Here is a 20,325-nt window from a genome sequence, read left to right on the forward strand (position 1 = left end):
GGGTTTCGCGGTGGAAGCGTGCGTGTTCGACCTCGACGGCGTGCTCGTCGACTCCGAACCGGTGTGGGAGGAGGTGCGTCGCGCGTACGTCGCCGACCACGGCGGCACCTGGCGCCCGGAGACGCAGTCCCGGCTCATGGGCATGAGCACCCAGGAGTGGGCCGCGTACCTGCACGAGCTCGGCGTCTCCCTGCCGCCGGAGGAGATCGCCAAGCAGGTGGTGGACGCCATGGCCGAGCGCTACCGCGAGGCCATCCCGTTCATGCCCGCCGCGCGTGAGACCGTCCGCCGGCTGGCCGAGCGCCACACCCTCGGGCTGGCCAGCTCCTCGCCCCGCAGGCTGATCGACGTCGTCCTGGACGCCGCCGGGCTGAACGACTGCTTCGCCGCCACGGTCTCCACCGAGGAGGTCCCCCGGGGCAAGCCCGCGCCGGACGGCTACCTGGAGGCGGCCTCGCGGCTCGGCGTCGATCCGCGCGCCTGCGTGGCCGTGGAGGACTCCAGCAACGGGCTGCGCTCGGCGCACGCGGCCGGGATGCGGGTCGTCGCGGTGCCGCACCCGCGCTACCCGCCCGCGCCCGACGCCCTCGAACTCGCCTGGCTCGTCCTCCACGACCTGGGCAAACTCACCCCGGAGACCTTGGAGCAGTAACCCGCCCGCGTCCAACCACCCGGGACAATTCCGCCATTCGGGTCTCACCGGAGATCATTCTTACTAGGATGACCCGGTGATTCTGACAAGATCCACAAATCGTAGGAAGCGCGTCCTCTCCGGGCTCACCGCCGCGGCCGTACTGCTCGGTGGCCTCGTGGCGTCGCCCCCGGCGAACGCGGAAACGGACAACGGCTCCGTGAGCCCGCTCGCGGACTTCCTGCGGCAGGCACTCGACGGTCAGCAGTTCGAGCAGGTCCTCGACACCAACCCGCCGACGAGCACGGCCGAGCTGAACGCGCTGCGGCAGGACGGCGCCGACAAGGAGGCGAAGCAGCTTCCGCGGAAGGCGGACCTGCGCGCGGCGGCGACCGCGGCGGCGCCGATCACGCAGCAGCCCCAGATCGACCTCACCGTGATCGAGCTGAACAGGCTCGGCCGCCCCGTCTCCTCCGGCACCGTGCTGATGAGCCCGCAGTACCCGGACGGCAAGGCCGTGCCGGTGGACCGCGACCTGCACACCACGGACGTCCGCTGGAGGCAGTGGGACGACGCCGGCTGGTACGCCAACCACGGCCAGGGCAGCATCGACATCGTGCCGGGCCGCGAGAACGCCCCCATCGACTTCATGAGCCCCTACCCCGCGTCCGTGCTGAAGCTGATGGTGGCCTTCGGGGTGCTGCGACTGGTGGACCAGGGCCAGATCTCGCTCGACGACACCTACGCCTACCAGCCGGTCACGGTCAGCTCGCTGTGCGGCCCGGCCAGCAGCGGCACGGTGCGCGACTACCTCGACGCCGCGCTCACCTGGTCCTCCAACGCCGGCGCCTGCGCCATGGTCAAGCTGCTGCACGACAAGGGCGCCGTCGACGGCCTCAACCAGACCTTCCAGGACCTCGGCCTGGAGACGCTGCAGCTCAAGAACACCAACCCTGCCAACGGCGCGCGGTGGGGCAACCCCGTCACCATGAGCTCGCTCGACACGGCCAAGCTGCTGATGCTGGTCAACGGCGGGAGGGGCACCCTCTGGAAGACCCCGGGCGGCACCAGGGTCACCGCCCACGTCCTGAGCGACGCCTCCCGCGCGTTCTTCAGGAGCCGGCTGGCCGACCAGGGCATGAACGTCACCCTCTCCACCACCAACTGGTGCGGCGCCGACTACCCCGCCCCCGGCATCCCGCAGCTCACGCCCTCGCGGTGGATCGGCGCCGACGGCACCGTGACGATTCCCGGCCACGGCATCTCGTACGGCCGCGACGTGCGACCCTGCAACCAGGAGGCCGAGGTGACGTACGCCCACAAGAACGGCTGGGTGAACAACTCCGGCGCCGACGCGGGCATCGTCCAGGCCCTGCCCGGCAAGGGCGGCCGCACCTACATCGTCGCCATGTTCTCCAACCTCGGCTACCAGTACGTCGACTCCAACCGGCCGCCGGCGGGCGCGGAGAACATGTGGTTCACCGAGCGGCTGGCGAAGCTCGGCAAGGTCATCGACGAGTACGAGAAGCGACGCTCTCACTGACCTCCGACGCTCCGGCGCCTCCCGCGCGGCTTCCCTCCCTGTCTGTGGCACAGTGTCCGGGGCCGGCCGCGCGTCCCGGCGTCGATCAGCGATGACCCGCCCCCGTCCCCGTGGAGGTTGCCGCCCATGACGCGTTCCCCGGCCCTGGTCCGTCCCAGGACCGACGACGACCTTCCCGCCTGCGTGCGGGCGCTGGCCGAGGTCCACGCCGCCGACCGCTATCCCGTGGACTGGCCCGCCGACCCCGCCGCCTGGCTCACGCCCGGCGACCTCGCCCGGGCGTGGGTGGCCGTGGACGACGACGGGCGGACCGTGCTCGGCCACGTCGGGCTGACCCGCCCGGACCCGCACGTCACGCGGCTCGTCGGCGTCACGGTCAGCGCCGTCGTGTCGCGCCTGTTCGTCGTCCCGCGCGCCCGCGGCCGGAGCGTCGCCGCGGGCCTGCTCGCCGCCGCCCGCGCCGCGTACCCCGCCGGCGGGCCGCCCCTGACGCTGGAGGTCTCCAGCGAGGGCCGCGCCGCGATCGCCTTCTACGAGCGGACCGGCTGGCGGCGCGTGACCAGCAGCCGGGGCGACTGGCTGAACGCCGCCGGCGAACCCGCCCTGCTCCACCACTACGTGAGCCCGTGACAGCTACCCGAGCCCCTGGGGACGGCCATGCGTACCCTGGGGATATCCTCTGGAAATCGTGCGTGACATCACGGTTTTCAGCGGCTCCGCCCACCCGCAGCTCGCCGAGGAGATCTGCGCCCACCTCGGGACGCCGCTCCACCCGGTGGCGATCAACCGCTTCGCGAACGACGTGCTGGAGGTCCAGCTCCAGGCGAACTGCCGCGAACGGGACGTCTTCCTCATCCAGCCGCTCGTGCCGCCGGTGCAGGAGCACCTGGTCGAGCTGCTGCTGATGCTCGACGCCGCCCGCGGCGCCTCGGCCGCCCGCACCACCGTGGTCCTCCCGCACTATGCATTTGCACGCAGCGACAAGAAGGACGCCCCGCGCATCTCGATCGGGGCGCGGCTCGTCGCCGACCTCATGGTGACGGCCGGCGCGAGCAGGGTGCTCGCCATGACGCTCCACTCGCCGCAGGTCCACGGCTTCTTCAGCGTGCCCGTCGACCACCTGCACGCGCTGCGGGAGCTGGCGACCCACTTCCGGCGGTACGACCTGTCCAACACCGTCGTCGTCTCCCCCGACCTGGGCAACGCCAAGGAGGCCGCGGCCTTCGCCCGGCTGCTCGGCACCGGGGTCGCGATGGGCGCCAAGCAGCGCTTCAGCGACGACCGCGTGGTGATCAGCTCGGTCATCGGCGACGTCGCCGGCAAGGACGTGATCATCCTGGACGACGAGATCGCCAAGGGCAGCACGGTCATCGAGCTGCTCGACCGGCTCCGGGAGCGCGGCGTCAACTCGGTGCGCGTGGCCTGCACGCACGGCCTGTTCTCGGGCGGGGCGATCGAGCGGCTGAGCGCGCTGCCCGAGGTCGCGGAGATCGTCTGCACCAACACCGTCCCGCCGCCCGGGCCGAGCGACAAGCTCACGGTCCTGTCGATCGCGCCGGCCCTGGCCGAGGCCATGCGCCGCATCCACGACGGCGAGTCGGTGAGCGCCCTGTTCAGCACCTGACGCGGGGGCCGTGACCGGGCGCGGTCGTTCATGGCGCCGGGTCGTGCGACCCCACGACTGTGTCGGCGAACGCCGCGGCGGCCGCGTGGGTCTGCGCCAGCCGTTCCTGCCCGGCGGACCAGCCCAGGCGGGTGAACTCCCGGGCGAGGGTGGTCGCCGAGGTGGTGCGGGTGTCGGTGCTGACGGTGACCGCGAGCCCCTCGGCCAGCAGCCGGGTGGCGGGGTGCGCCGCCAGGCTGCGGACCGCGCCGGTCTGGACGTTGCTGGTCGGGCACATCTCCAGGGCGATCGCGTCGCGCCGCAGCCGTTCCAGCAGCGCTCCGTCGCCCGCGCATCGGACGCCGTGGCCGATCCGGCGCGCCCCGAGCACGTCGAGCGCCTCCCACACGCCGGCCGGCCCCGCGGCCTCGCCGGCGTGGACGGTGCAGGGAAGGCCCGCCCGGTGGGCGAGGTCGAACGCGGGACGGTGCGGCCCGGCCCCGTGCAGCCGCTCGTCGCCGGCGAGGTCGAGCCCGGCCACCTCGCCGCGGTGCCGCAGCGCTGTCTCGGCCACGGCGAGGCTCTCGTCGGGAGTCTGGTGGCGTAGGCAGCACAGCAGCAGCCCGGTGCGCACGCCGGTGGCCCGCCGCCCCGCCGCGAGCCCGCCGGCGACCGCCCGGACCGCCTCGTCCAGGCTCATGCCCCGGCGGGTGTGGAGCTGGGGCGCGAAGCGGACCTCGCCGTACACGACGCCGTCGGCGCTCCAGTCCTCGACCAGCTCCCGGGCCGCCCGATGGAGGGCGTCGGGCGTCTGGAGCACCTGGAGCGGCACGTCGATGTAGGTGAGGAACCGGCCGAGGCTGCCGCAGCGGGGCGGCGCGGTGACCAGGCGCTCGACGGGGACGTCCAGGACGAGGCCCTGGTCGCGGGCCAGGTCGGCGACCGTGCCGGGGCGCATGGAGCCGTCGAGATGGCAGTGCAGCTCGTACCGCGGGACAGGAGAGGACGCGGGGCCGGGGCTCATCGCGCACTCCCGGGCGGGACGGTACGGGCGCAGGTGTCGAAGAGCAGCTCCTTGAAGCCGCTCTCGCTGACCCGCCGGACCAGCGTCAGATTGGGCGCCGGAGCCGAGCGCCGGCGGTCGATGACGAGCTGGCCGCGGGTCTCCTCGCCCAGGGTGACGTCCACGTGCGCCCGCTCCCGCTCGGTGACCAGGTCGGGGCGCAGCGCCACGGCCATGGCGACGGCGTCGGGCAGGTCGTACCCGGGCAGGCCGGTGACGTCGCGGGCCCAGTCGGCGACGGTCCGGTTGACGCGGTGGGCGAAGGTCGCCATGGGCGTGCCGATCCGCTCCAGCCGGAGCTGGTCCGCGGGCGTCATGACGGCGTCCTTGCGGGAGACGTCCCAGCCGATCCAGGTCACCCGGTCCGGAGTGGCCGCCCCGAGGACCACCCGGGCGGCCTCGGGGTCGGCCCAGACGTTGTACTCGGCGGTGGGCGAGATGTTGCCGCGCAGGTCCGCGGCTCCGGCCATGCAGTACACGTGCCGGTATCTGGTGAGCAGGTCACGGTCGCGGAGCAGGGCGGCGGCGACGTTGGTGAGGGGGCCCAGCGTGACCAGCGTCAGCTCGCCGGGCTCCCGGCGCGGCCGGGACAGCAGCACCTCGACCGCGTGCTCCGGCTCGGCGGCCCGTCGCGGGTCGGGCAGCCCGATGTCGCCCATCCCGTCCTGGCCGTGCACGTGCTGCGCGGTGGACGGCGTCCGCGTCATCGGCCGCTCGCACCCGGGATGGACCGGGACGTCGCCGCGCCCGGCGGTCTCCAGCGAGACGAGCGCGTTGCGGGTGGCGGTCGTCACGGGCACGTTGCCCGCCACCGTGGTCACGGCGCGCACGTCGGCGAGGTCGCCGGCGGCGGCCAGGAGCAGCGCCACCGCGTCGTCGGAACCGGTGTCGGTGTCGACGACCAGAGGAAGACCCGGCATGCCCACCTCCTCTCCTCCATCGGTCTAATCGTTTAGACAACTGCTATCTAAACGATTAGATGCGATGATGTAAACCGTCATGACGAAACGCGCGGACAAGCCGATCACGCTGACCGACGTGGCCCGCAGGGCGGGGACCTCCACGGCGGTGGTGAGCTACGTGATCAACAACGGGCCTCGTCCCGTCGCCGCCGCGACCCGCGAGCGCGTGCTCGCCGCGGCGGCCGAACTCGGCTACCGTCCCAACCGCATCGCCCGGGCGCTGCGCTCCCGCACCACCGGCGTGGTCGGGCTGGTGCTGGCCGACGCCTCCAACCCGTACTTCGCCGCCCTGGCGCGGCACGTCGAGCAGGCGCTGGAGAGGCGCGAGCGGCTCACGCTGATCGGCAACGCCGGCTACTCGGCGGACCGCCAGCGCGACCTCGTCGACCGCTTCCTCGCCGCCCAGGTCGACGGCCTGGTGATCGTCTCGGCGGAGGGCGGCGACGACGTGACGGATCTGGCGCAGGCCGCGGGCGTGCCCGCCGTGTACGTCCACCACGGCCCGTCCGACGGGCGCGCCCGGGTCGTCGCGGCCGACAACCACGACGCCGTACGCGAGGCCGTCGCCCACCTGCGCGGGCACGGGCACCGGCACGTCGCCTTCCTGGGCGGGCCGCACGACGAGGGTCCCGTGGCGGGGCGGCGGACGGCGTGGGAGGCGGCCGTCGCCGGCGACCCGTGGGCGGCGCTTCTGCGCTGCGACTACTCGCGCGCCGCCGCCGACTCGCTGACCCGCCGCCTCGCCGCCGGCGACGCCCTGCCGCGCGCCCTGGTCACCGCCACCGACGAGCAGGCCATCGGGGTCCTGTCGGGGGCGTGGGCGAGCGGGGTCGCCGTCCCCGGCCGGCTCGCCGTGATCAGCCTCGACGGCACCCCGGAGAGCGCCCACACCGCCCCGGCCCTGACCGTCACCCGGCAGCCGCTGGAGGCCATGGCGGAGCAGGCGGTGGAGCTGCTGTCCGGCCGCGATCCGGGGGTCCCCGCCGCGCGGGCGCCGCTGGTGGTCAGGCGGAGCTGCGGATGCGACGGCGACCAGCACCGACCGCCCACGCCCACTGACCGGCCACCCCCCTGACCGGCCACGCCCCTGACCGCCCACGCCCCTGACCGCCCACGCCGCGTCGTGCCCTCGTCGCGGCCGGGCCGGACGTCCCCACCCCGGCCCCGGCGCTCGCTCACGCGGGCGTCCCTGGCATGCTGGCGGGATGCTCGACACGGGACTCGCCGGCCAGGTCGTGCTGATCACGGGGGCCGGACGCGGCATCGGCGCGGCCACGGCCCGCGCCTTCGCGCGGGAGGGCGCCCGGGTGGCCGTCCACGCCGTCCGAGGCCCGCGGACGTTCAGGAAGGGTTGGACGCGACATGCGGACGGCGGCCGGCCGGGACCCGGCTGAGCTGGAGGAGGCTCAGGCCGAACAGCAGCACGCCCAGCGGGACGTGCACCGTCTTCACGTGCGCGATGCCCAGCGCCACCTGCGCCGACGTGAGCACGAACATCCCGGCCGCGGACAGGATGGGCCTGGGCGAGCCGCCGCCCGGCCGCCACGTCAGGATCGCGACGACGAGGTGCAGCAGCGTCACGGTCCACACGGTGTACGCCGAGGCGCTGTGGAGGATGTGCCCGTTGGGCGTGGACAGCAGCAGTCCGGCGGTGATCGGCGTGGCGAAGAGGGCCAGGGTTTGCAGGATGATCGCGACACGCAGGAACACGGTGACTCCTTCGACGGGTGGGAGAGGGTGAGGACCTCGGCGAAGAGGCCGTACGCCCGCGCCTGGATCGGCGTCTCGGACTCTGACGACACGACCGCCGGAAATGTGAGGCGACGTGGCCGACCTCACAGTCCGGCGCGTCGTCTCGTCGTTCCGGTGAGGGCAGTCGCATCGAGGGAGCCGACGACACCATGACCACACCGTCCGAGCGGGCAGCCGCCCGGCCCGAGCCGACCCTGACCGCGATCATGAGCGAGCGGCGTCATCTGATCAACCTCGCCTACCGGCTCCTCGGCACCCTGGCCGACGCCGAGGACGTCGTGCAGGAGACCTACGCCCGCTGGTACGCCATGTCCCCGGAGCAGCAGCGGGCCATCGACTCCCCCGGCGCCTGGCTGACGACGGTGGCCAGCCGCGTCTGCCTGGACATGCTCGGCTCGGCCCGCGCCCGGCGCGAGAGCTACGTGGGCGAGTGGATCCCCGAGCCGCTGCCCGACCGGACGGAGTGGGCCGGCGGGCGCCCCGGCGCGGACCCGGCCGACCGGGTCACGCTGGACGAGTCGATCAACATGGCGTTCCTCGTCGTGCTGGAGTCGATGACCCCGGCCGAGCGGGTGGCGTTCGTCCTGCACGACGTCTTCCGCTACTCCTTCGGCGAGGTGGCCGAGATCGTCGGCCGCAGCCCGGCGGCCTGCCGCCAGCTCGCCTCCTCGGCCCGCCGCCGCATCCGCGACGCGCGGACCCCGGCGACCTCCACGGCCCGGCGGGCCGGCGTCGTCAGGGACTTCAAGCAGGCGTGGGAGGCCAAGGACATCGACGCGCTCATCGGCCTGCTCGACCCCGGCGCCACGGTCGTCGCCGACGGCGGCGGCCTGGTCAACGCGCTGCTCCGCCCGATCGAGGGCCCCGAGCAGATCGCCCGTTACGCCATGACCATCGCCGCGATGGCGTCCGACCTGACGATCCTGGAGCGGACCGTCAACGGCCAGCCCGGCCTGGTGGCGCAGCGGGACGGCGTCATCGAAGCGGTGATGGCGTTCGAGGTCGCGGGCGACCGGATCACCCGCATCTGGGCCGTGCGCAACCCCGAGAAGCTGCGGCCCTGGACGGTGGAGCGGTAGCGGACCGGGGCGCCTCACATTCCGGGCGGTCGTGTCGTCGGATCGCTGACACAGCACCCGGCACACCGCCGAAACGGAGAACGTCCATGGAGAACCTGCAGTCGCGCCTGCCCGACCCCGCCCAGTTCTTCCCCGAGTTGGGGACGATCGCCACGGCCATCACCAAGGCCACCCACAACGGTGCGATCCCGCGCACCACCATCGGTCTGGTGCAGTTGCGCGCCGGGCAGATCGTGGGCAGCACGTACCACACCGTCCGGCAGACCGGCCTGCTGCGCGGCGCCGGGGAGACGGAGGAACGCATCACCGCCGTGGCGTCATGGCGGGACGCCCCGTACTTCACCGACGCCGAACGGGTGGCGCTGGAGCTGGTCGAGGCCGTCCTCACCGCCAACCCGTCCGGCGACCGCGTCCCCGACGAGCTGTACGCCAGGGCGGCGGCCCTCTACGACGAGAAGGAGCTCTGGACGCTGACGCTGGCGATCAGCCAGATCTGCTTCTTCGTCCCCGTCGCCCTCGTCGCCAGGCCGATCCCCGGCCGGCCCCTCGGCAAGAACTACAGCAAGTAACGCCCGGCAGGCCCGGGGGTGAGGCTCCGCACCTCCGGGCCCTGTTCCTGGGATCCGGGCGTCAGAGGACGCGGGTGAGCCTGGTCAGCGCCTCGATGATCTCGTCCATGCCGAGGCCCAGGTCGGAGCGCTGGTAGACGTACACCTCGGGGGCGAGCGGCGCGAGCAGCGTGTCGACGAGCGCGCCCGGCGCCGGCGTGCCGGCGGCCACCAGCAGCGAGCGGACGTGCGCCCGCCAGAAGCCGTACGCGCCGGTCTCGAACCGCGTGCGGCCGACCTCGCTGCCCAGCACCAGGTGGGCGTGATCCTCCAGCAGCCGCACCATGGCGGCGTAGAACGCGGCGAGCCGCTCGGCGGGCGGGGCTCCCGGGCCGAGGGGCGGGTCGCCGCGCAGCAGGCGTTCCTGCAGCTCCCGCTCGTGCTCGTCGAGCAGGGCGACCGCGATGGACGCGCGGTCGGGATAGCGGCGGTAGAGCGTGCCCCTGCCCACCCCAGCGGCCTTGGCGATGTCGTCCATCGTCACCTCGTGCGGCGGCCGGGCCGCGAACAGTTCGGCGGCCGCCTCCAGGATCCGGGCGCGGTTGCGCGCGGCGTCGGCTCTCTCCATGTGCACCAGTGTAGGTGGACACAGCGTCCGGATATGCTTAAATGGACAACGTGTCCGCTTAGTGATCGGAGATCCGTCATGCTGCTTCACCTCGACGCCAGTGCCCGCCGCTCCTCGTTCTCCCGCCGTCTGTCGAAGGCGTACGCCGACGCCTGGCGCGCCGCGCACCCCGGCGCCGGGTACGTGTACCGCGACCTGGCCGCCGACCCCGTCCCGCACATCGGCGAGGCGTGGACCGAGCTGTGCGACCACGTGCTGGAGAACGAGATCACCGACATCGCCCGCTACGAGGAGGCCGCCACCACCCCCGCCCGGCGGGCGGCGTGGGCGATCGTCAAGCCGCTGCTCGACGAGGTCGTGGCGGCCGACGTGGTGCTGATCGGCACGCCGATGTACAACTTCTCGATCCCGTCGTCGCTGAAGGCGTGGATCGACCAGATCACGTTCCCGAAGATGTCGCTCAAGGGGCGGTCGTTCGTGGTGACCGGCGCCCGGGGCGGGGCGTACGGGCCGGGCACCCCGCGCGAGCCGTACGACCACGAGGAGCGCTACCTGCGCGACTTCTTCAAGGGCCACTTCGCGGTCGAGGACGTGACGTTCGTCCACGCCGAGCTGGTCAACGCCCGGCTCGACCCGGCGCTGTTCCACCTGCGCGACCGGCACGAGGAGTCGCTGGCCGCGGCCCTGGAGACCGCGTCGTCCCTCGGCTCGGCTCTCGCCTCGCCCTCGTCGGGCGCGGAGATCCGGTCATGAGCTGGCTGACCCTGGTGCTGGCGGGGCTGGTGGAGGTGGCCTGGTCGCAGAGCATCAAGCCGACGCAGAACTTCACCCGCCCCATCCCCACCCTGATCAGCCTGCTCCTCATGGCCGCCGCCGTCTGGCTGCTGTCGCAGGCGATGAACACGCTGCCCGTCGGCACCGCGTACGCCGTCTTCACCGGCATCGGCGCGGTGGGCGCGATCACCCTCGGGATCGTGTTCGGCGGCGACCCCGTCTCGGTGGGCCGGATGGCGGCCTTGAGCCTGATCGTCGGAGGGATAGTCTTGGCCCGAATCACGACATAGACGGAAAGGGCGGGATCCTCATGGGGGAAAGGCGAGAGTCCTACCAGGAAGTCAGGACGTCGTATCTGACGGCCGCGGAGTCGGCGGTCGCCCTGCTGGGCGACCCCGCCGTCGCCGCCGCCTGGGACAAGCCGAGCGCGCTCACCGAGTTCAGCGTCGCGGGCCTGGCCGGACACCTCGGCCACCAGCTCGTACGGGTGGACGGCCTGCTGGCCGCCGAGCCCACGCCGGGCGTGGAGCCGATCGGCCTCCTGGAGCACTACGCCAGGTCCCCCTGGGTCGAGGCCGGCCTCGACCACGAGATCAACGTCGGCATCCGGCGCGCCGGCGAGCAGTCCGCCGCCGCGGGCCCGGCCGCACTGGCCGCCACGACCGCCGAGCTGCTGGAGCGCCAGCGCGCCACCCTGCCCGCCGCCCCGGCCGACCGCGTCCTGGACCTGCCCTCGGGCTGGTCGCTGCTGCTGGACGACTTCCTCATGACCCGCATGATGGAGCTCGTCGTCCACTCCGACGACCTGGCGGCGAGCGTGGGCGTGGAGACCCCGGCCCTGCCCGCGCGGGTCGTGGACCCGGTGGTGGACCTGCTGGCCCGGCTCGCCGTCCACCGGCACGGCGCGACGGCGGTCATCCGCACCCTCAGCCGCGCCGAACGCGCCCCCGCCACGATCAGCGCGTTCTAGGCGGTCCACCCCACTTCCACTCCCACGGCGCTGGCGCGGAACACGCGGAACAGCGGAACGCCCGGCGGCACGTGAGTGTCCGCTCCCCCTCCCTAACCCAGGAATCCCGCGACGGCGGACACGAACCGGTCGGCGTCGTCCAGCCATGGGAAGTGTCCGGCCCGGGCCTGGACCACGAGCTCGGCGTCCGGGAACAACCCGGCGAACTCGGCCATGGCGGGCGGCGGCGCGCCCAGATCGACCTCTCCCGCGAGCAGCAGCACGGGCGACGCGAACCGAGCGAGCGCGGCACGCGTGGCCTCCGGGTCGAAGGCCCCCTGGGCGCCGAAGGCCGCCGCGACCTCCGGGACCTGCCGCCCCGCGTCCGCCGCGTGGTGGGCCCGCGCCGCCTCATCCCACCGGCCGTAGGAGAACGGCGCGATGGCCTGCCAGTCGTCGTCCGTGGCCTCGCCCGCCACGATCGCTTCGAGCGCCGCGAACGCCGCCGGGAACCACGGCTCGTCCCGGCGCAGGAGAGCCGTCTCGCGCCGGAGGCCGCCGGTGATCGCGACGCCGACGGCTCGGACGCTCGGCGTGACCAACGCGAGCCTGCCGACGCGCCGGGGATGGCGGGCCGCGTACCGCACGGCCAGGTTCGCGCCGGCGCAGTGCGCGAGCAGGTCCATCCGGTCCAGGCCCAGGTGCGCGCGCAGGGCCTCGACGTCGGCGACGAGCCGGTCGCAGCGACAGGACGCGAGGTCCTGAGGCGTCGCGGACTGCCCGGTGCCCCGGAGATCCAGCATGATCAACTGGCGGTACGCGGACAGGCCGCCGAGGTCGCCGAGGTACGCGGAGGCCGCCGGCCCGCCGGGCAGGCACACCACCGGCGGCCCGTCCCCGGTCACGTGGTAGGCCAGCTTGACGCCGTCGTACGAGGTGAAGAACTCCATGCCCGGCAGTCTGAGGGGGCGGCGGCCGTGGAGGCTATCGTTCAGCCACGGCTACATGATGGGTGTCACGGATGGCGGTCGAGATCAGGTTCACCGCGGCGTCGGTCGCCAGGGTGCGCTTCGCCGTCTCGCCGCTCGGGGAGACGGTGCTCGCGCTGCGGATCCTGTTGGGCACGGGCGGGCACGCGGTGCACCAGCCCTGGGTGCGCGGGGCACGTCCGCTGATCGCCGACGAGCGCGAGCTGCCGCTGCTGCGGGCACTGATCGCCGGAGCCATGCCGTCCTTCCTGTTCCCGGTGCCGCGGGAGCGGCTGCCGTCGATGGCGACCGAGCTGGAGCTGCTGCGCGCCACCGAGGAACCCTTCTTCCGGCGCGAGTACGGAGCGGTTGTGGGCGTACCGGCCGAGGAGGTCCCCGAGCCGGCGGCGGTGCTGCCGCGGCTTGCGCAGGCGCTCCACCGCTGCCACGAGCTGCTGATCGCTCCCCAGTGGGGCCGGATGCGCGCGGTGCTGGACGCCGACATCGCCAAACGGGCGCTCACCCTGGTGGACGCCGGTGTGCACGGGCTGTTCGCCGAACTGCACCGGGACATCGCCTGGGACGGCGGCCAGCTCGTGGTGCACGGCCGGCGCACCTCGCACGCCGTCCACACGGTGGACGCCGGCGGGCATGGCCTGGTCCTGCTGCCCAGTGTCTTCAACTGGCCGAACGTGGGCGTCGACAAGTCCCCGGTCGCCGCCGCGTCGATCCGCTATCCGGCGGTGGGCGTCGGCCTGCTCTGGGAGCCGCCCCCGCCGGCCCTGTCGGGCCTGGCCCCGGTGCTCGGCCACACGAGGACGGCGCTGCTCGCGGCCCTGGCCGAACCCCGGACGACTGCGGCCCTGGCCACCCGCCTGGGCATCACCCCGAGCGCGGTCTCGCAGCATCTGGGCGCGCTGCGCGGGGCGGGACTGGTGTCGACGCACCGTACCGGCCGGACGGCGCTGCACCTGCGCACGGAACGAGCGGACCGCCTGCTGGGCATGCCCGCCTCATGAGCTTCCCCCGGCCGGGGCGCTGCCCGGCTCGGGCTTGTAGCGTGGTGGTGCCGAGATCAGCCGTCCACGCCGGGGGCGAACCGCGATGCGCTGGCAGATCCACTCCGAGGAACCGCTCTACTCGGACCACTGGCTCGACATACGCGTGGCGGACGTGGAGCTGCCCGACGGCAGGCACCTGGACCATCGGCTCATGCGCATGCCACCCGGAGCCGGAGCCGTCGTGCTCGACGGGCGGCGGCGCGTCCTGCTGATCTGGCGGCACCGGTTCATCACCGACACGTGGGCGTGGGAGATCCCCACCGGACGGATCGAGAGCGGCGAGGAGCCGCGCGAGGCGGCGGCCCGGGAGGTCGAGGAGGAGACCGGCTGGCGCCCCGGCCCGCTGCGCCCCCTCCTCGACGTCCAGCCCAGCAACGGCATCTCCGACTCGGTGCACCACATCTTCCGCGCCGACGAGGCCACCCACATCGGCCCGCCGACGGACACGTCCGAGGCCGAACGCGTCGCCTGGGTGCCGCTCTCGGACGTGCGCCGGTTGATCGGCGAGGGACGCATCGTCGGCGGCACCAGCATCGCCGCCCTCCTCTACGTCTCCACGACCTGACCGCGCCTCACTCCACGCCGATCTCTCACATCGCAGGTCCAGGAGATCGCCTGACGTAGCGCTTTGACACCTCGTGGAGATGATCGCTATCTATGGGCCGACCGTTAGGGGGTGAAGCGGGGCGCGGTACTGGCGATGCTCACCGAATAAGACGGCGGCTTCGAACCCTGACGCCCGTTGTATCGCGTTGACTGTCATAGGGACGGCAGGGCCCGCGGAGAAATCATCCGCCTCAGCAGCGTTCGCCAACGCAGACGCCCGGCCCACCGCCGTCCGAACAGGGAGATCCGGTCTGATGGAAAGGAAGCAGAAGTGGTAGCTGCCCCCGCCGGCGTTCGGCGATTATTGGTGGACACGGGCGAACCCCGCGAATGGGTTTCCCTCAGGACGGACCAGGTGATGGCGCTGCTCGGCATCTGGTTCGGGGTCGGACTGATGATCGACGCCTGGGCGCACACCAACCTGGCCGGGCTGGAGACCTTCTTCACCCCGTGGCACGCGGTGTTCTACTCCGGCTTCGCCGTGGTGTCCGGCTGGATCTTCTGGCAGGTGTGGCGGAACGTGCGCACCGGGCGCCAAGGACTGGCGGCCGTCCCCCACGGTTATCTCGCCGGGCTGATAGCGATTCCCGCGTTCGCCGCCTTCGGATTCGCCGACATGATGTGGCACACCATCCTCGGCATCGAGACGACCATCAACATCCTTTTCAGCCCGTCGCACCTCGGCCTCATCGTGACGATGATGCTCATCATCACGACACCGGTGCGCTCGGCGTGGAACGCCCCCGACGTCGGCGCCCGCCCCACGCTCGGCCGCCTGCTGCCCGCGCTGGTCGGGCTCGCGTTCGCCACCACGCTGGTGTCGCTGTTCCTGTCGTACGGCGACGCCATGCAGTACGGCCCCGAGTCGATCGTCCAGGCGTACTCCCTGCTGGAGCGCGGCGCAGGCCCCGGTCCCGTACTGGTGGGTCCGGGCGCCGACCGGGTGGCCGTCGCCATGGTGGTCACCAACGTCATCATGCTCAGCCCGGTGCTGCTCCTGGTGCGTCGCTGGGTGTTGCCGTTCGGCTCGGTGACCGTCATGTACACGATCATGGTGCTGATGCCGGGCGCCCAGACGCAGTTCCGCAACCTGCCGATCCTGCTGTCGTTCGTGGTCGCCGGGTTCGTGAGCGACCTGCTGATCCGCCGGCTGCGGCCCTCGGGTGAGCGGCGCGCCGCCTACTGGGCCTTCGCCGGGCTGTCGGCCTTCGCCACCTGGTCGCTGTACATCGGGATCGCCTCGGCCACGGGAGGCGGCCTGCCCGCCGTGCCCGAGCTGTGGACCGGAGCGCCGGTCATCGCCGGGCTGATCGGGCTGGCGCTCGGAGCACTGTTCCTGCCCAACGCGGTCAGGGCGGCCGAGCCGGTCCGACCCGGAGCGGTCACCGCCGAGCCGGTCCGGTCTGACGCGGTCACCGCCGAGCCGGTCCAGCCCAGCGCGGCGGCCGACGCCGAGCGGGCATGACCCGAGTCCTGTGCCTGGCCGCCGCCCTCGTGCTGGCGCTGGCCGCGCTGGCCGCCCCCGCCGCGGCGCACAACGTCACGGCGGGGGCGGACCTGCGGGTCGCCCAGACCATCGCCGGCGCCGAGGTCACAGTGGTGATCAAAGGAACGACCCGGGTGCCGGGGCCGCTGCGGATCGGCGTCGTCGCCTACCAGCCGGTGTCCGGCCCGCTCCTCAGCCTCGAAGTCCGTTCCGTCGAGGACGGCCACACGGTGACCGGCACCGCCCAGGCGGCGGCGGACCCGCAGTACACGCAGCTCCAGGTCGAGCGGACCGGACCCCACGAGCTGAAACTGAGCGCCGGGAACGAGACCGCCGTCATCCCGTTCCGCGTCCTCGTCGAACGCGCGCCGGGGGGCGACTTCCTCATCTACGGCGGCCTGTTCGTGGCCGCGCTCCTGCTGGCGGGCGGCCTGCTCACCGGGGCGACGGCCCGGCCCGGACGGGCGATGGCGCTGGCCGCGGGCGCCGCGGCCGGGGTGACGGTCGCCGCCATGGTCATCGTCTTCGAACCGCAGATGCCGGCGCCCGCGCCTGCCGGCGCCGCACCCACCCCCACGACGTCGAACGCGGCAGGGCGGCCGTACGCGCAGGCCCGCGTGGAGACGGTCCCGGCCCGGCCGCAAGCGGGAGAGGAGTTCACCCTGCGCGTCGATCTCATCGACGGCTCCACCGGGCGGCCCGTGGACGACCTCACCGCGCACCACGAGGCGCTGGCGCACGTGGTCGTCACCAGCGAGGACGGACGCTACTTCCGCCACGTGCACCCTCTGCGCACGGCTCCGGGGCGCCTTGAGGTCAGGCTGAGCGCCGACCGCCCCGGCCGGTACCTGGCGCACGCCGAGTTCGAACGCGAGGACTCGGGCGGGCAGCTCACCGCCGCCGATTTCCTCGTCGGAGGCACGGACAAGGCAGCCGTCGGAGAGACGACCAAGGCATCGGAGAAGGCCGGCACGGCCACGCCGCCCGGCGTACCCACGCGGGCCGATACGACCGTCACGCCGCGCCTGCAACCCGCCGTGCCCGTCGCGGGCCGCCCGACGATGATCGAGCTGGACACCCCCGCAGGCGTGCGGACCTGGCTCGGCATGACCGGCCACCTGCTCATACGCAGCCAGGACGGCGAGTTCTTCGGCCACGTGCACGAGATGGGCTCCCCGGGAGCCCGGGTGCGCTTCACCTTCAGCTTCCCCGAACCGGGCCGCTACCTCGCGTGGATCCAGTACGCCACCGCCGACCGCATCGTGACCGTACCGTTCACCGTGAACGTGACCACATCGGAGGCCCAGTGATGAAGAGGTGGCACGCGGTGGCCGCGGCCACACTCGTGGCCGCAGCGCTAACGCTGTACGTCGTGAGCAGGAGCACGGCCGCCGAACCGGTCGACCTGACCACCACGGGCACCCGCTACGCCGCCACCGTCCACATCGCGGACCCGGCTCCCGGCCGGGTCACCGTGGAGATCACGGTGAGCAGGGGCGACGCCGCGGCTGTGGCCGTGTCGGCGGTCATGGCCGAGATGGGACACTCCACCCCCGAGATCTCCGCCACCAAGCGCGCGCCCGGCCGCTTCGTGGCCGTGGGCGAGCTGTTCCCGATGGGCGGCGTCTGGGAGTTGTCGATCCGGATCGACGGCCCCGCGGGCGAGGAGCAACTCGCCGTCAAAACGCTGATCACGAACTAGCCGCTCGGGCTGCCCGGGTAGACCGGGTCGCCGAGCCGGACCCGTCGCTCTTCTTTCGCCACCGTGAGGCCGAAGCCGCCGGGAGGTACGGGCCGGGGCCTTTTTGAGGCGTGGGCGGCCCAGGCCGGGGGTCCGGGGGCTGGGAAGCCCCCGGTCAGGGGGTGTGGGGGAGCTCGGCTCCCCCACTGTCACAACCCGAGCCCTCTCGCGCGAAGGACAGGGCTCAGGTCAGGTTGTGGCCAGGCGGAGGGCCTGGGCGACCTCCGCGCCCTTGAGGGCCGTGGACGGGTCCAGGAGCCACTGGGACAGGAAGCCCGTCAGCATCGCCTGGTAGAGCGAGCCCACCACCCGCGCCCGTTCCGGGTCGCCGGCCGCGTCGATGCCCGCGAACAGCTCCGCCAGCCCGTCCCGGGCCGCGTGCAGCCCCTGGACGAGGTACTCGCGCACCTCCGGCAGGTGGTCGATCTGCCCGATCAGTTCGAACTGCGTGATCCAGAGGGGCCGGAGCCGGTCGAACGACTCGACGACCCGGTCCCAGGCCACCTCGAAGCGCCGCAGCGGTGTGGCGTCGGGCTCGACGGAGCCGCCGAGCGTGGCCGCCAGTTCCTCGCCCCATTCCCTCATCGCCTCGAACAGCGCCTCGTTCATCAGCGCGTCCTTCGAACGGAAGTGGTAGCCGATGCCCGCCAGGCTCACGCCCGAGGCGCTCGCGATGTCGCGGGCGGTGGTGCGGGAGTAGCCCTTCTCCATCAGGCAGCGCTTCGCCCCGGCCAGCAGGTCCTCACGATTTCCCATGCCCCCAAGCTAGCACATCTGTCTCACACAAGCGTTCTGGACAATCGTCTCAAACAGTTGTACCGTTCACGGCATGACGAACATCCTGATCTCCGGGGCGAGCATCGCCGGCACCACGACCGCCTACTGGCTGCGGCGTCACGGCTTCACGCCGACCGTCGTCGAGCGGGCGCCCGCCATCCGCAAGGGCGGCTACAAGGTGGACGTGCGCGGCGCCGCGCTCGACGTGATCGAGCGCATGGGCCTGCTGGACGCGGTCCTCGCCCGCGGCACGGACATGCGCCACGCGACCCACTACGACGCCGCGGGCCGCCCGGTCGCGACCATGGACGCCGACCTGTTCGGCGGGCGCACGGGCGACGACGCCGAGATCATGCGCGGCGACCTCAACGAGCTGCTGTACGACCTCACCCGTGACGACGTCGAGTACATCTTCGACGACACCGTCACCGGCATCGCCGAGGACGGCACCGTGACGTTCGAGCGCTCCGCGCCGCGCCGGTTCGACCTGGTCATCGGGGCCGACGGGGTCCACTCGGTCACCAGGCGGCTCGCGTTCGGCCCGGAGGAGCGTTTCCGGCGCGACCTCGGCGCGCACATCTCGATCTCCACCGTCCCCAACCACCTCGGCCTCGACCGCGAGGAGGCCGTGCACGCCGCCCCCGGCCGGACCGCGAACGTCTACAGCACCCGGCAGGATCCGACCGCCAAGGCGCTGTTCATGTGGTCGTCACCCTCTCAGACCCCCGGCCACCGCGACCCGGCCCGGCAGAAGGAACTGCTCGCCGAGGCCATGGCGGGGGTCGGCTGGGAGGTGCCCGCCCTGCTGGAAGCGGTGCGGCGCTCGGACGACTTCTACTTCGACTCGGTCAGCCAGATCCACATGGACCGCTGGTCGCGCGGCCGGGTGGTCCTGGTGGGCGACGCGGGCTACTGCGCCTCGCCGGCGTCCGGGCAGGGGACGAGCCTCGCGCTGGTCGGCGCGTACGTGCTCGCCGGCGAGCTCGCCCGCCACGGCGTCGAGGGCGGCGGGCTCGACCGGTACGAGAGCGTGATGCGGCCGTTCGTGGCGGCCAACCAGAAGCTCGGCCCGGCCAACCTCAAGGGCATGGTGATGGGCTCACGGCTCGCCATCCGCTTCCAGCTCTTCATGATCAGGCTGCTCCCGCACCTGCCCGGCCGCGACCGGATGATCGAGCGGGTGGCCGGCGCCATCCACCGCGCCGCCAACGCCATCTCGCTGGAGGACTACAAAGTTATGGAATGAACCGTTCCGTTCTGATAGACTTCCAATCACAAGAACGGAGCGTTCCGTTCCTGAGCTAAGGGAGTCCCCATGACGATCCTCGTGACCGGTGCCACCGGAACCGTCGGCCGCCTCGTCGTCGAAGAGCTCGTCCGCGCCGGCCGTCAGGTCCGCGCCCTCACCAGGGACCTCTCCCGCGCCTCGGCGCTCCTGCCCGCCGGCGTCGAGGTGGTGGCCGGCGATCTCGCGGACCCCGGCAGCCTCGTCCGGGCCTTCGACGGCGTCACCGCCGCCCACCTCATCACGTTCGCGGGAGACGACTACGCCCCGCTGAAGCGCGGCGACGAGATCGTGGAGCTGGCCGTCAAGGCCGGCGTGCGCAAGGTCAGCGTGCTGGGCGGCCGGGCCGACGGGCCGCTGGAGCAGGCCCTGGTGGCCACCGACATCGAGTGGACGCTGCTCAACCCCGTCGAGTTCATGTCCAACACGCTGCGCTGGTGGGCCGGCTCGGTGCAGGCGCACGGCGTGGTGCGCGAGCCGTTCGGCGACCGGCTGAGCGCCCTGGTCCACGAGGCGGACATCGCGGCCGTGGCGGCGGCCGTGCTGACCGGAGAGGGACACGGCGGCCGCACGTACACCCTCACCGGCCCCGAGGCGCTGACCACCAGGCAGAAGGTGCGCGTCCTCGCCGAGGCGACCGGCCTGGACATCACGTTCACCGAGCTCACCGAGCAGGAGGCCCGGGCGGAGTGGCGCTCCCACGGGATGGGCGAGGAGACGATCGAGTTCCTCGTCCGGGCGCTGGGCGACACGCCCGAGGTGGGCTACACCGTGGTGCCCACCGTCGAGCAGGTCACCGGGCGGCCGGCGCGCCCCTTCGCCCAGTGGGCCGCCGAGCACGCCGCCGCCTTCCGCCCCTGATCAGCGCG

24 protein-coding genes are annotated in these 20,325 nt (G+C 72.9%); 18 read left to right on the top strand and 6 right to left on the bottom strand.

Features of this window, described 5'->3' with window-relative positions; genetic code table 11:
• Positions 1–22 precede the first annotated feature (22 nt).
• The 4 genes from HD595_RS13100 (at position 23) to HD595_RS13115 (ending at position 3,798) form a co-directional block, all read left to right on the top strand.
• Positions 23–652, top strand: a complete 630-nt coding sequence (locus tag HD595_RS13100; protein ID WP_253768786.1) for an HAD family hydrolase — start codon at positions 23–25, stop codon at positions 650–652.
• Positions 653–851: 199 nt separating this feature from the next.
• Positions 852–2,174, top strand: a complete 1,323-nt coding sequence (locus HD595_RS13105; protein ID WP_253768788.1) for a serine hydrolase — start codon at positions 852–854, stop codon at positions 2,172–2,174.
• A 126-nt stretch (positions 2,175–2,300) separates the two neighbouring features.
• Positions 2,301–2,804, top strand: coding sequence for a GNAT family N-acetyltransferase (locus HD595_RS13110; protein ID WP_253768790.1), 504 nt, complete (start codon positions 2,301–2,303; stop codon positions 2,802–2,804).
• A 58-nt stretch (positions 2,805–2,862) separates the two neighbouring features.
• On the top strand, positions 2,863–3,798 hold the full coding sequence (locus HD595_RS13115; RefSeq protein WP_253768792.1) for a ribose-phosphate diphosphokinase: 936 nt from the start codon (positions 2,863–2,865) through the stop codon (positions 3,796–3,798).
• A 28-nt stretch (positions 3,799–3,826) separates the two neighbouring features.
• Here HD595_RS13115 and add read toward each other — a convergent pair whose 3' ends face one another.
• Both add and HD595_RS13125 read right to left on the bottom strand, forming a co-directional pair.
• On the bottom strand, positions 3,827–4,801 hold the full coding sequence (gene add / locus HD595_RS13120) for an adenosine deaminase (protein ID WP_253768794.1): 975 nt from the start codon (positions 4,799–4,801) through the stop codon (positions 3,827–3,829).
• On the bottom strand, positions 4,798–5,760 hold the full coding sequence (locus HD595_RS13125) for a nucleoside hydrolase (protein ID WP_253768795.1): 963 nt from the start codon (positions 5,758–5,760) through the stop codon (positions 4,798–4,800). The genes add and HD595_RS13125 overlap by 4 nt, the downstream gene beginning before the upstream one ends.
• A gap of 79 nt (positions 5,761–5,839) precedes the next feature.
• On the opposite strand from HD595_RS13125, the gene HD595_RS13130 reads away from it, so the two are divergent.
• Positions 5,840–6,877 (top strand): LacI family DNA-binding transcriptional regulator, encoded by a 1,038-nt coding sequence (locus HD595_RS13130; protein WP_253768797.1) that lies wholly within the window; start codon positions 5,840–5,842, stop codon positions 6,875–6,877.
• A 130-nt stretch (positions 6,878–7,007) separates the two neighbouring features.
• Positions 7,008–7,196 (top strand): SDR family NAD(P)-dependent oxidoreductase, encoded by a 189-nt coding sequence (locus HD595_RS45775; RefSeq protein WP_301309497.1) that lies wholly within the window; start codon positions 7,008–7,010, stop codon positions 7,194–7,196.
• On the opposite strand, the gene HD595_RS13140 is transcribed toward HD595_RS45775, so the two are convergent.
• A complete protein-coding gene (locus HD595_RS13140; RefSeq protein WP_253768798.1) occupies positions 7,144–7,512 on the bottom strand; it encodes a hypothetical protein in 369 nt (122 codons plus the stop codon). The genes HD595_RS45775 and HD595_RS13140 overlap by 53 nt on opposite strands.
• Positions 7,513–7,703: 191 nt before the next feature.
• On the opposite strand from HD595_RS13140, the gene sigJ reads away from it, so the two are divergent.
• On the top strand, positions 7,704–8,633 hold the full coding sequence (gene sigJ, locus HD595_RS13145) for an RNA polymerase sigma factor SigJ (protein WP_253768800.1): 930 nt from the start codon (positions 7,704–7,706) through the stop codon (positions 8,631–8,633).
• Positions 8,634–8,719: 86 nt separating this feature from the next.
• Complete coding sequence (locus HD595_RS13150) at positions 8,720–9,202, top strand: carboxymuconolactone decarboxylase family protein (RefSeq protein WP_253768801.1); 483 nt, start codon at positions 8,720–8,722, stop codon at positions 9,200–9,202.
• Positions 9,203–9,263: 61 nt separating this feature from the next.
• Here HD595_RS13150 and HD595_RS13155 read toward each other — a convergent pair whose 3' ends face one another.
• Entirely contained in the window at positions 9,264–9,809 is a 546-nt protein-coding gene (locus HD595_RS13155) for a TetR/AcrR family transcriptional regulator (protein ID WP_253768803.1), read from the bottom strand.
• 78 nt (positions 9,810–9,887) lie between these two features.
• Between HD595_RS13155 and HD595_RS13160 the strand changes: the two genes are divergently transcribed.
• Genes HD595_RS13160 through HD595_RS13170 form a run of 3 tightly spaced genes read left to right on the top strand, consistent with a single transcriptional unit; the run spans position 9,888 to position 11,553 of the window.
• A complete protein-coding gene (locus HD595_RS13160) occupies positions 9,888–10,562 on the top strand; it encodes an FMN-dependent NADH-azoreductase (protein WP_253768804.1) in 675 nt (224 codons plus the stop codon).
• Positions 10,559–10,873: a DMT family transporter gene (locus tag HD595_RS13165; protein ID WP_253768805.1), complete on the top strand. Its 315-nt coding sequence runs from the start codon at positions 10,559–10,561 to the stop codon at positions 10,871–10,873. The genes HD595_RS13160 and HD595_RS13165 overlap by 4 nt, the downstream gene beginning before the upstream one ends.
• 20 nt (positions 10,874–10,893) lie before the next feature.
• Entirely contained in the window at positions 10,894–11,553 is a 660-nt protein-coding gene (locus tag HD595_RS13170; protein ID WP_253768806.1) for a maleylpyruvate isomerase N-terminal domain-containing protein, read from the top strand.
• 92 nt (positions 11,554–11,645) lie between these two features.
• Here HD595_RS13170 and HD595_RS13175 read toward each other — a convergent pair whose 3' ends face one another.
• A complete protein-coding gene (locus HD595_RS13175) occupies positions 11,646–12,482 on the bottom strand; it encodes an alpha/beta fold hydrolase (RefSeq protein WP_253768807.1) in 837 nt (278 codons plus the stop codon).
• A 71-nt stretch (positions 12,483–12,553) separates the two neighbouring features.
• Here HD595_RS13175 and HD595_RS13180 point away from each other — a divergent pair, with 71 nt between their 5' ends.
• From HD595_RS13180 to HD595_RS13200, 5 genes are all read left to right on the top strand, one after another.
• Positions 12,554–13,519, top strand: coding sequence for an ArsR/SmtB family transcription factor (locus tag HD595_RS13180; protein ID WP_253768808.1), 966 nt, complete (start codon positions 12,554–12,556; stop codon positions 13,517–13,519).
• 85 nt (positions 13,520–13,604) lie between these two features.
• On the top strand, positions 13,605–14,126 hold the full coding sequence (locus HD595_RS13185) for an NUDIX domain-containing protein (RefSeq protein WP_253768809.1): 522 nt from the start codon (positions 13,605–13,607) through the stop codon (positions 14,124–14,126).
• A 399-nt stretch (positions 14,127–14,525) separates the two neighbouring features.
• On the top strand, positions 14,526–15,632 hold the full coding sequence (locus HD595_RS13190; protein ID WP_253781145.1) for a hypothetical protein: 1,107 nt from the start codon (positions 14,526–14,528) through the stop codon (positions 15,630–15,632).
• Positions 15,629–16,963: a hypothetical protein gene (locus HD595_RS13195; protein ID WP_253768810.1), complete on the top strand. Its 1,335-nt coding sequence runs from the start codon at positions 15,629–15,631 to the stop codon at positions 16,961–16,963. The genes HD595_RS13190 and HD595_RS13195 overlap by 4 nt, the downstream gene beginning before the upstream one ends.
• A gap of 62 nt (positions 16,964–17,025) precedes the next feature.
• Positions 17,026–17,355 (top strand): hypothetical protein, encoded by a 330-nt coding sequence (locus HD595_RS13200; protein ID WP_253768811.1) that lies wholly within the window; start codon positions 17,026–17,028, stop codon positions 17,353–17,355.
• Positions 17,356–17,583: 228 nt separating this feature from the next.
• On the opposite strand, the gene HD595_RS13205 is transcribed toward HD595_RS13200, so the two are convergent.
• A complete protein-coding gene (locus HD595_RS13205; RefSeq protein WP_253768812.1) occupies positions 17,584–18,150 on the bottom strand; it encodes a TetR/AcrR family transcriptional regulator in 567 nt (188 codons plus the stop codon).
• Between the two features lie 73 nt (positions 18,151–18,223).
• Between HD595_RS13205 and HD595_RS13210 the strand changes: the two genes are divergently transcribed.
• Together HD595_RS13210 and HD595_RS13215 are read left to right on the top strand one after the other, a co-directional pair.
• Positions 18,224–19,417, top strand: a complete 1,194-nt coding sequence (locus HD595_RS13210; RefSeq protein ID WP_253768814.1) for an FAD-dependent monooxygenase — start codon at positions 18,224–18,226, stop codon at positions 19,415–19,417.
• Between the two features lie 69 nt (positions 19,418–19,486).
• Positions 19,487–20,317 (top strand): NmrA family NAD(P)-binding protein, encoded by an 831-nt coding sequence (locus tag HD595_RS13215; RefSeq protein WP_253768815.1) that lies wholly within the window; start codon positions 19,487–19,489, stop codon positions 20,315–20,317.
• Positions 20,318–20,325 lie beyond the last annotated feature (8 nt).

Origin of the sequence: Nonomuraea roseoviolacea subsp. carminata (genome assembly GCF_024172185.1) — a bacterium.
Classification (GTDB): domain Bacteria; phylum Actinomycetota; class Actinomycetes; order Streptosporangiales; family Streptosporangiaceae; genus Nonomuraea; species Nonomuraea roseoviolacea.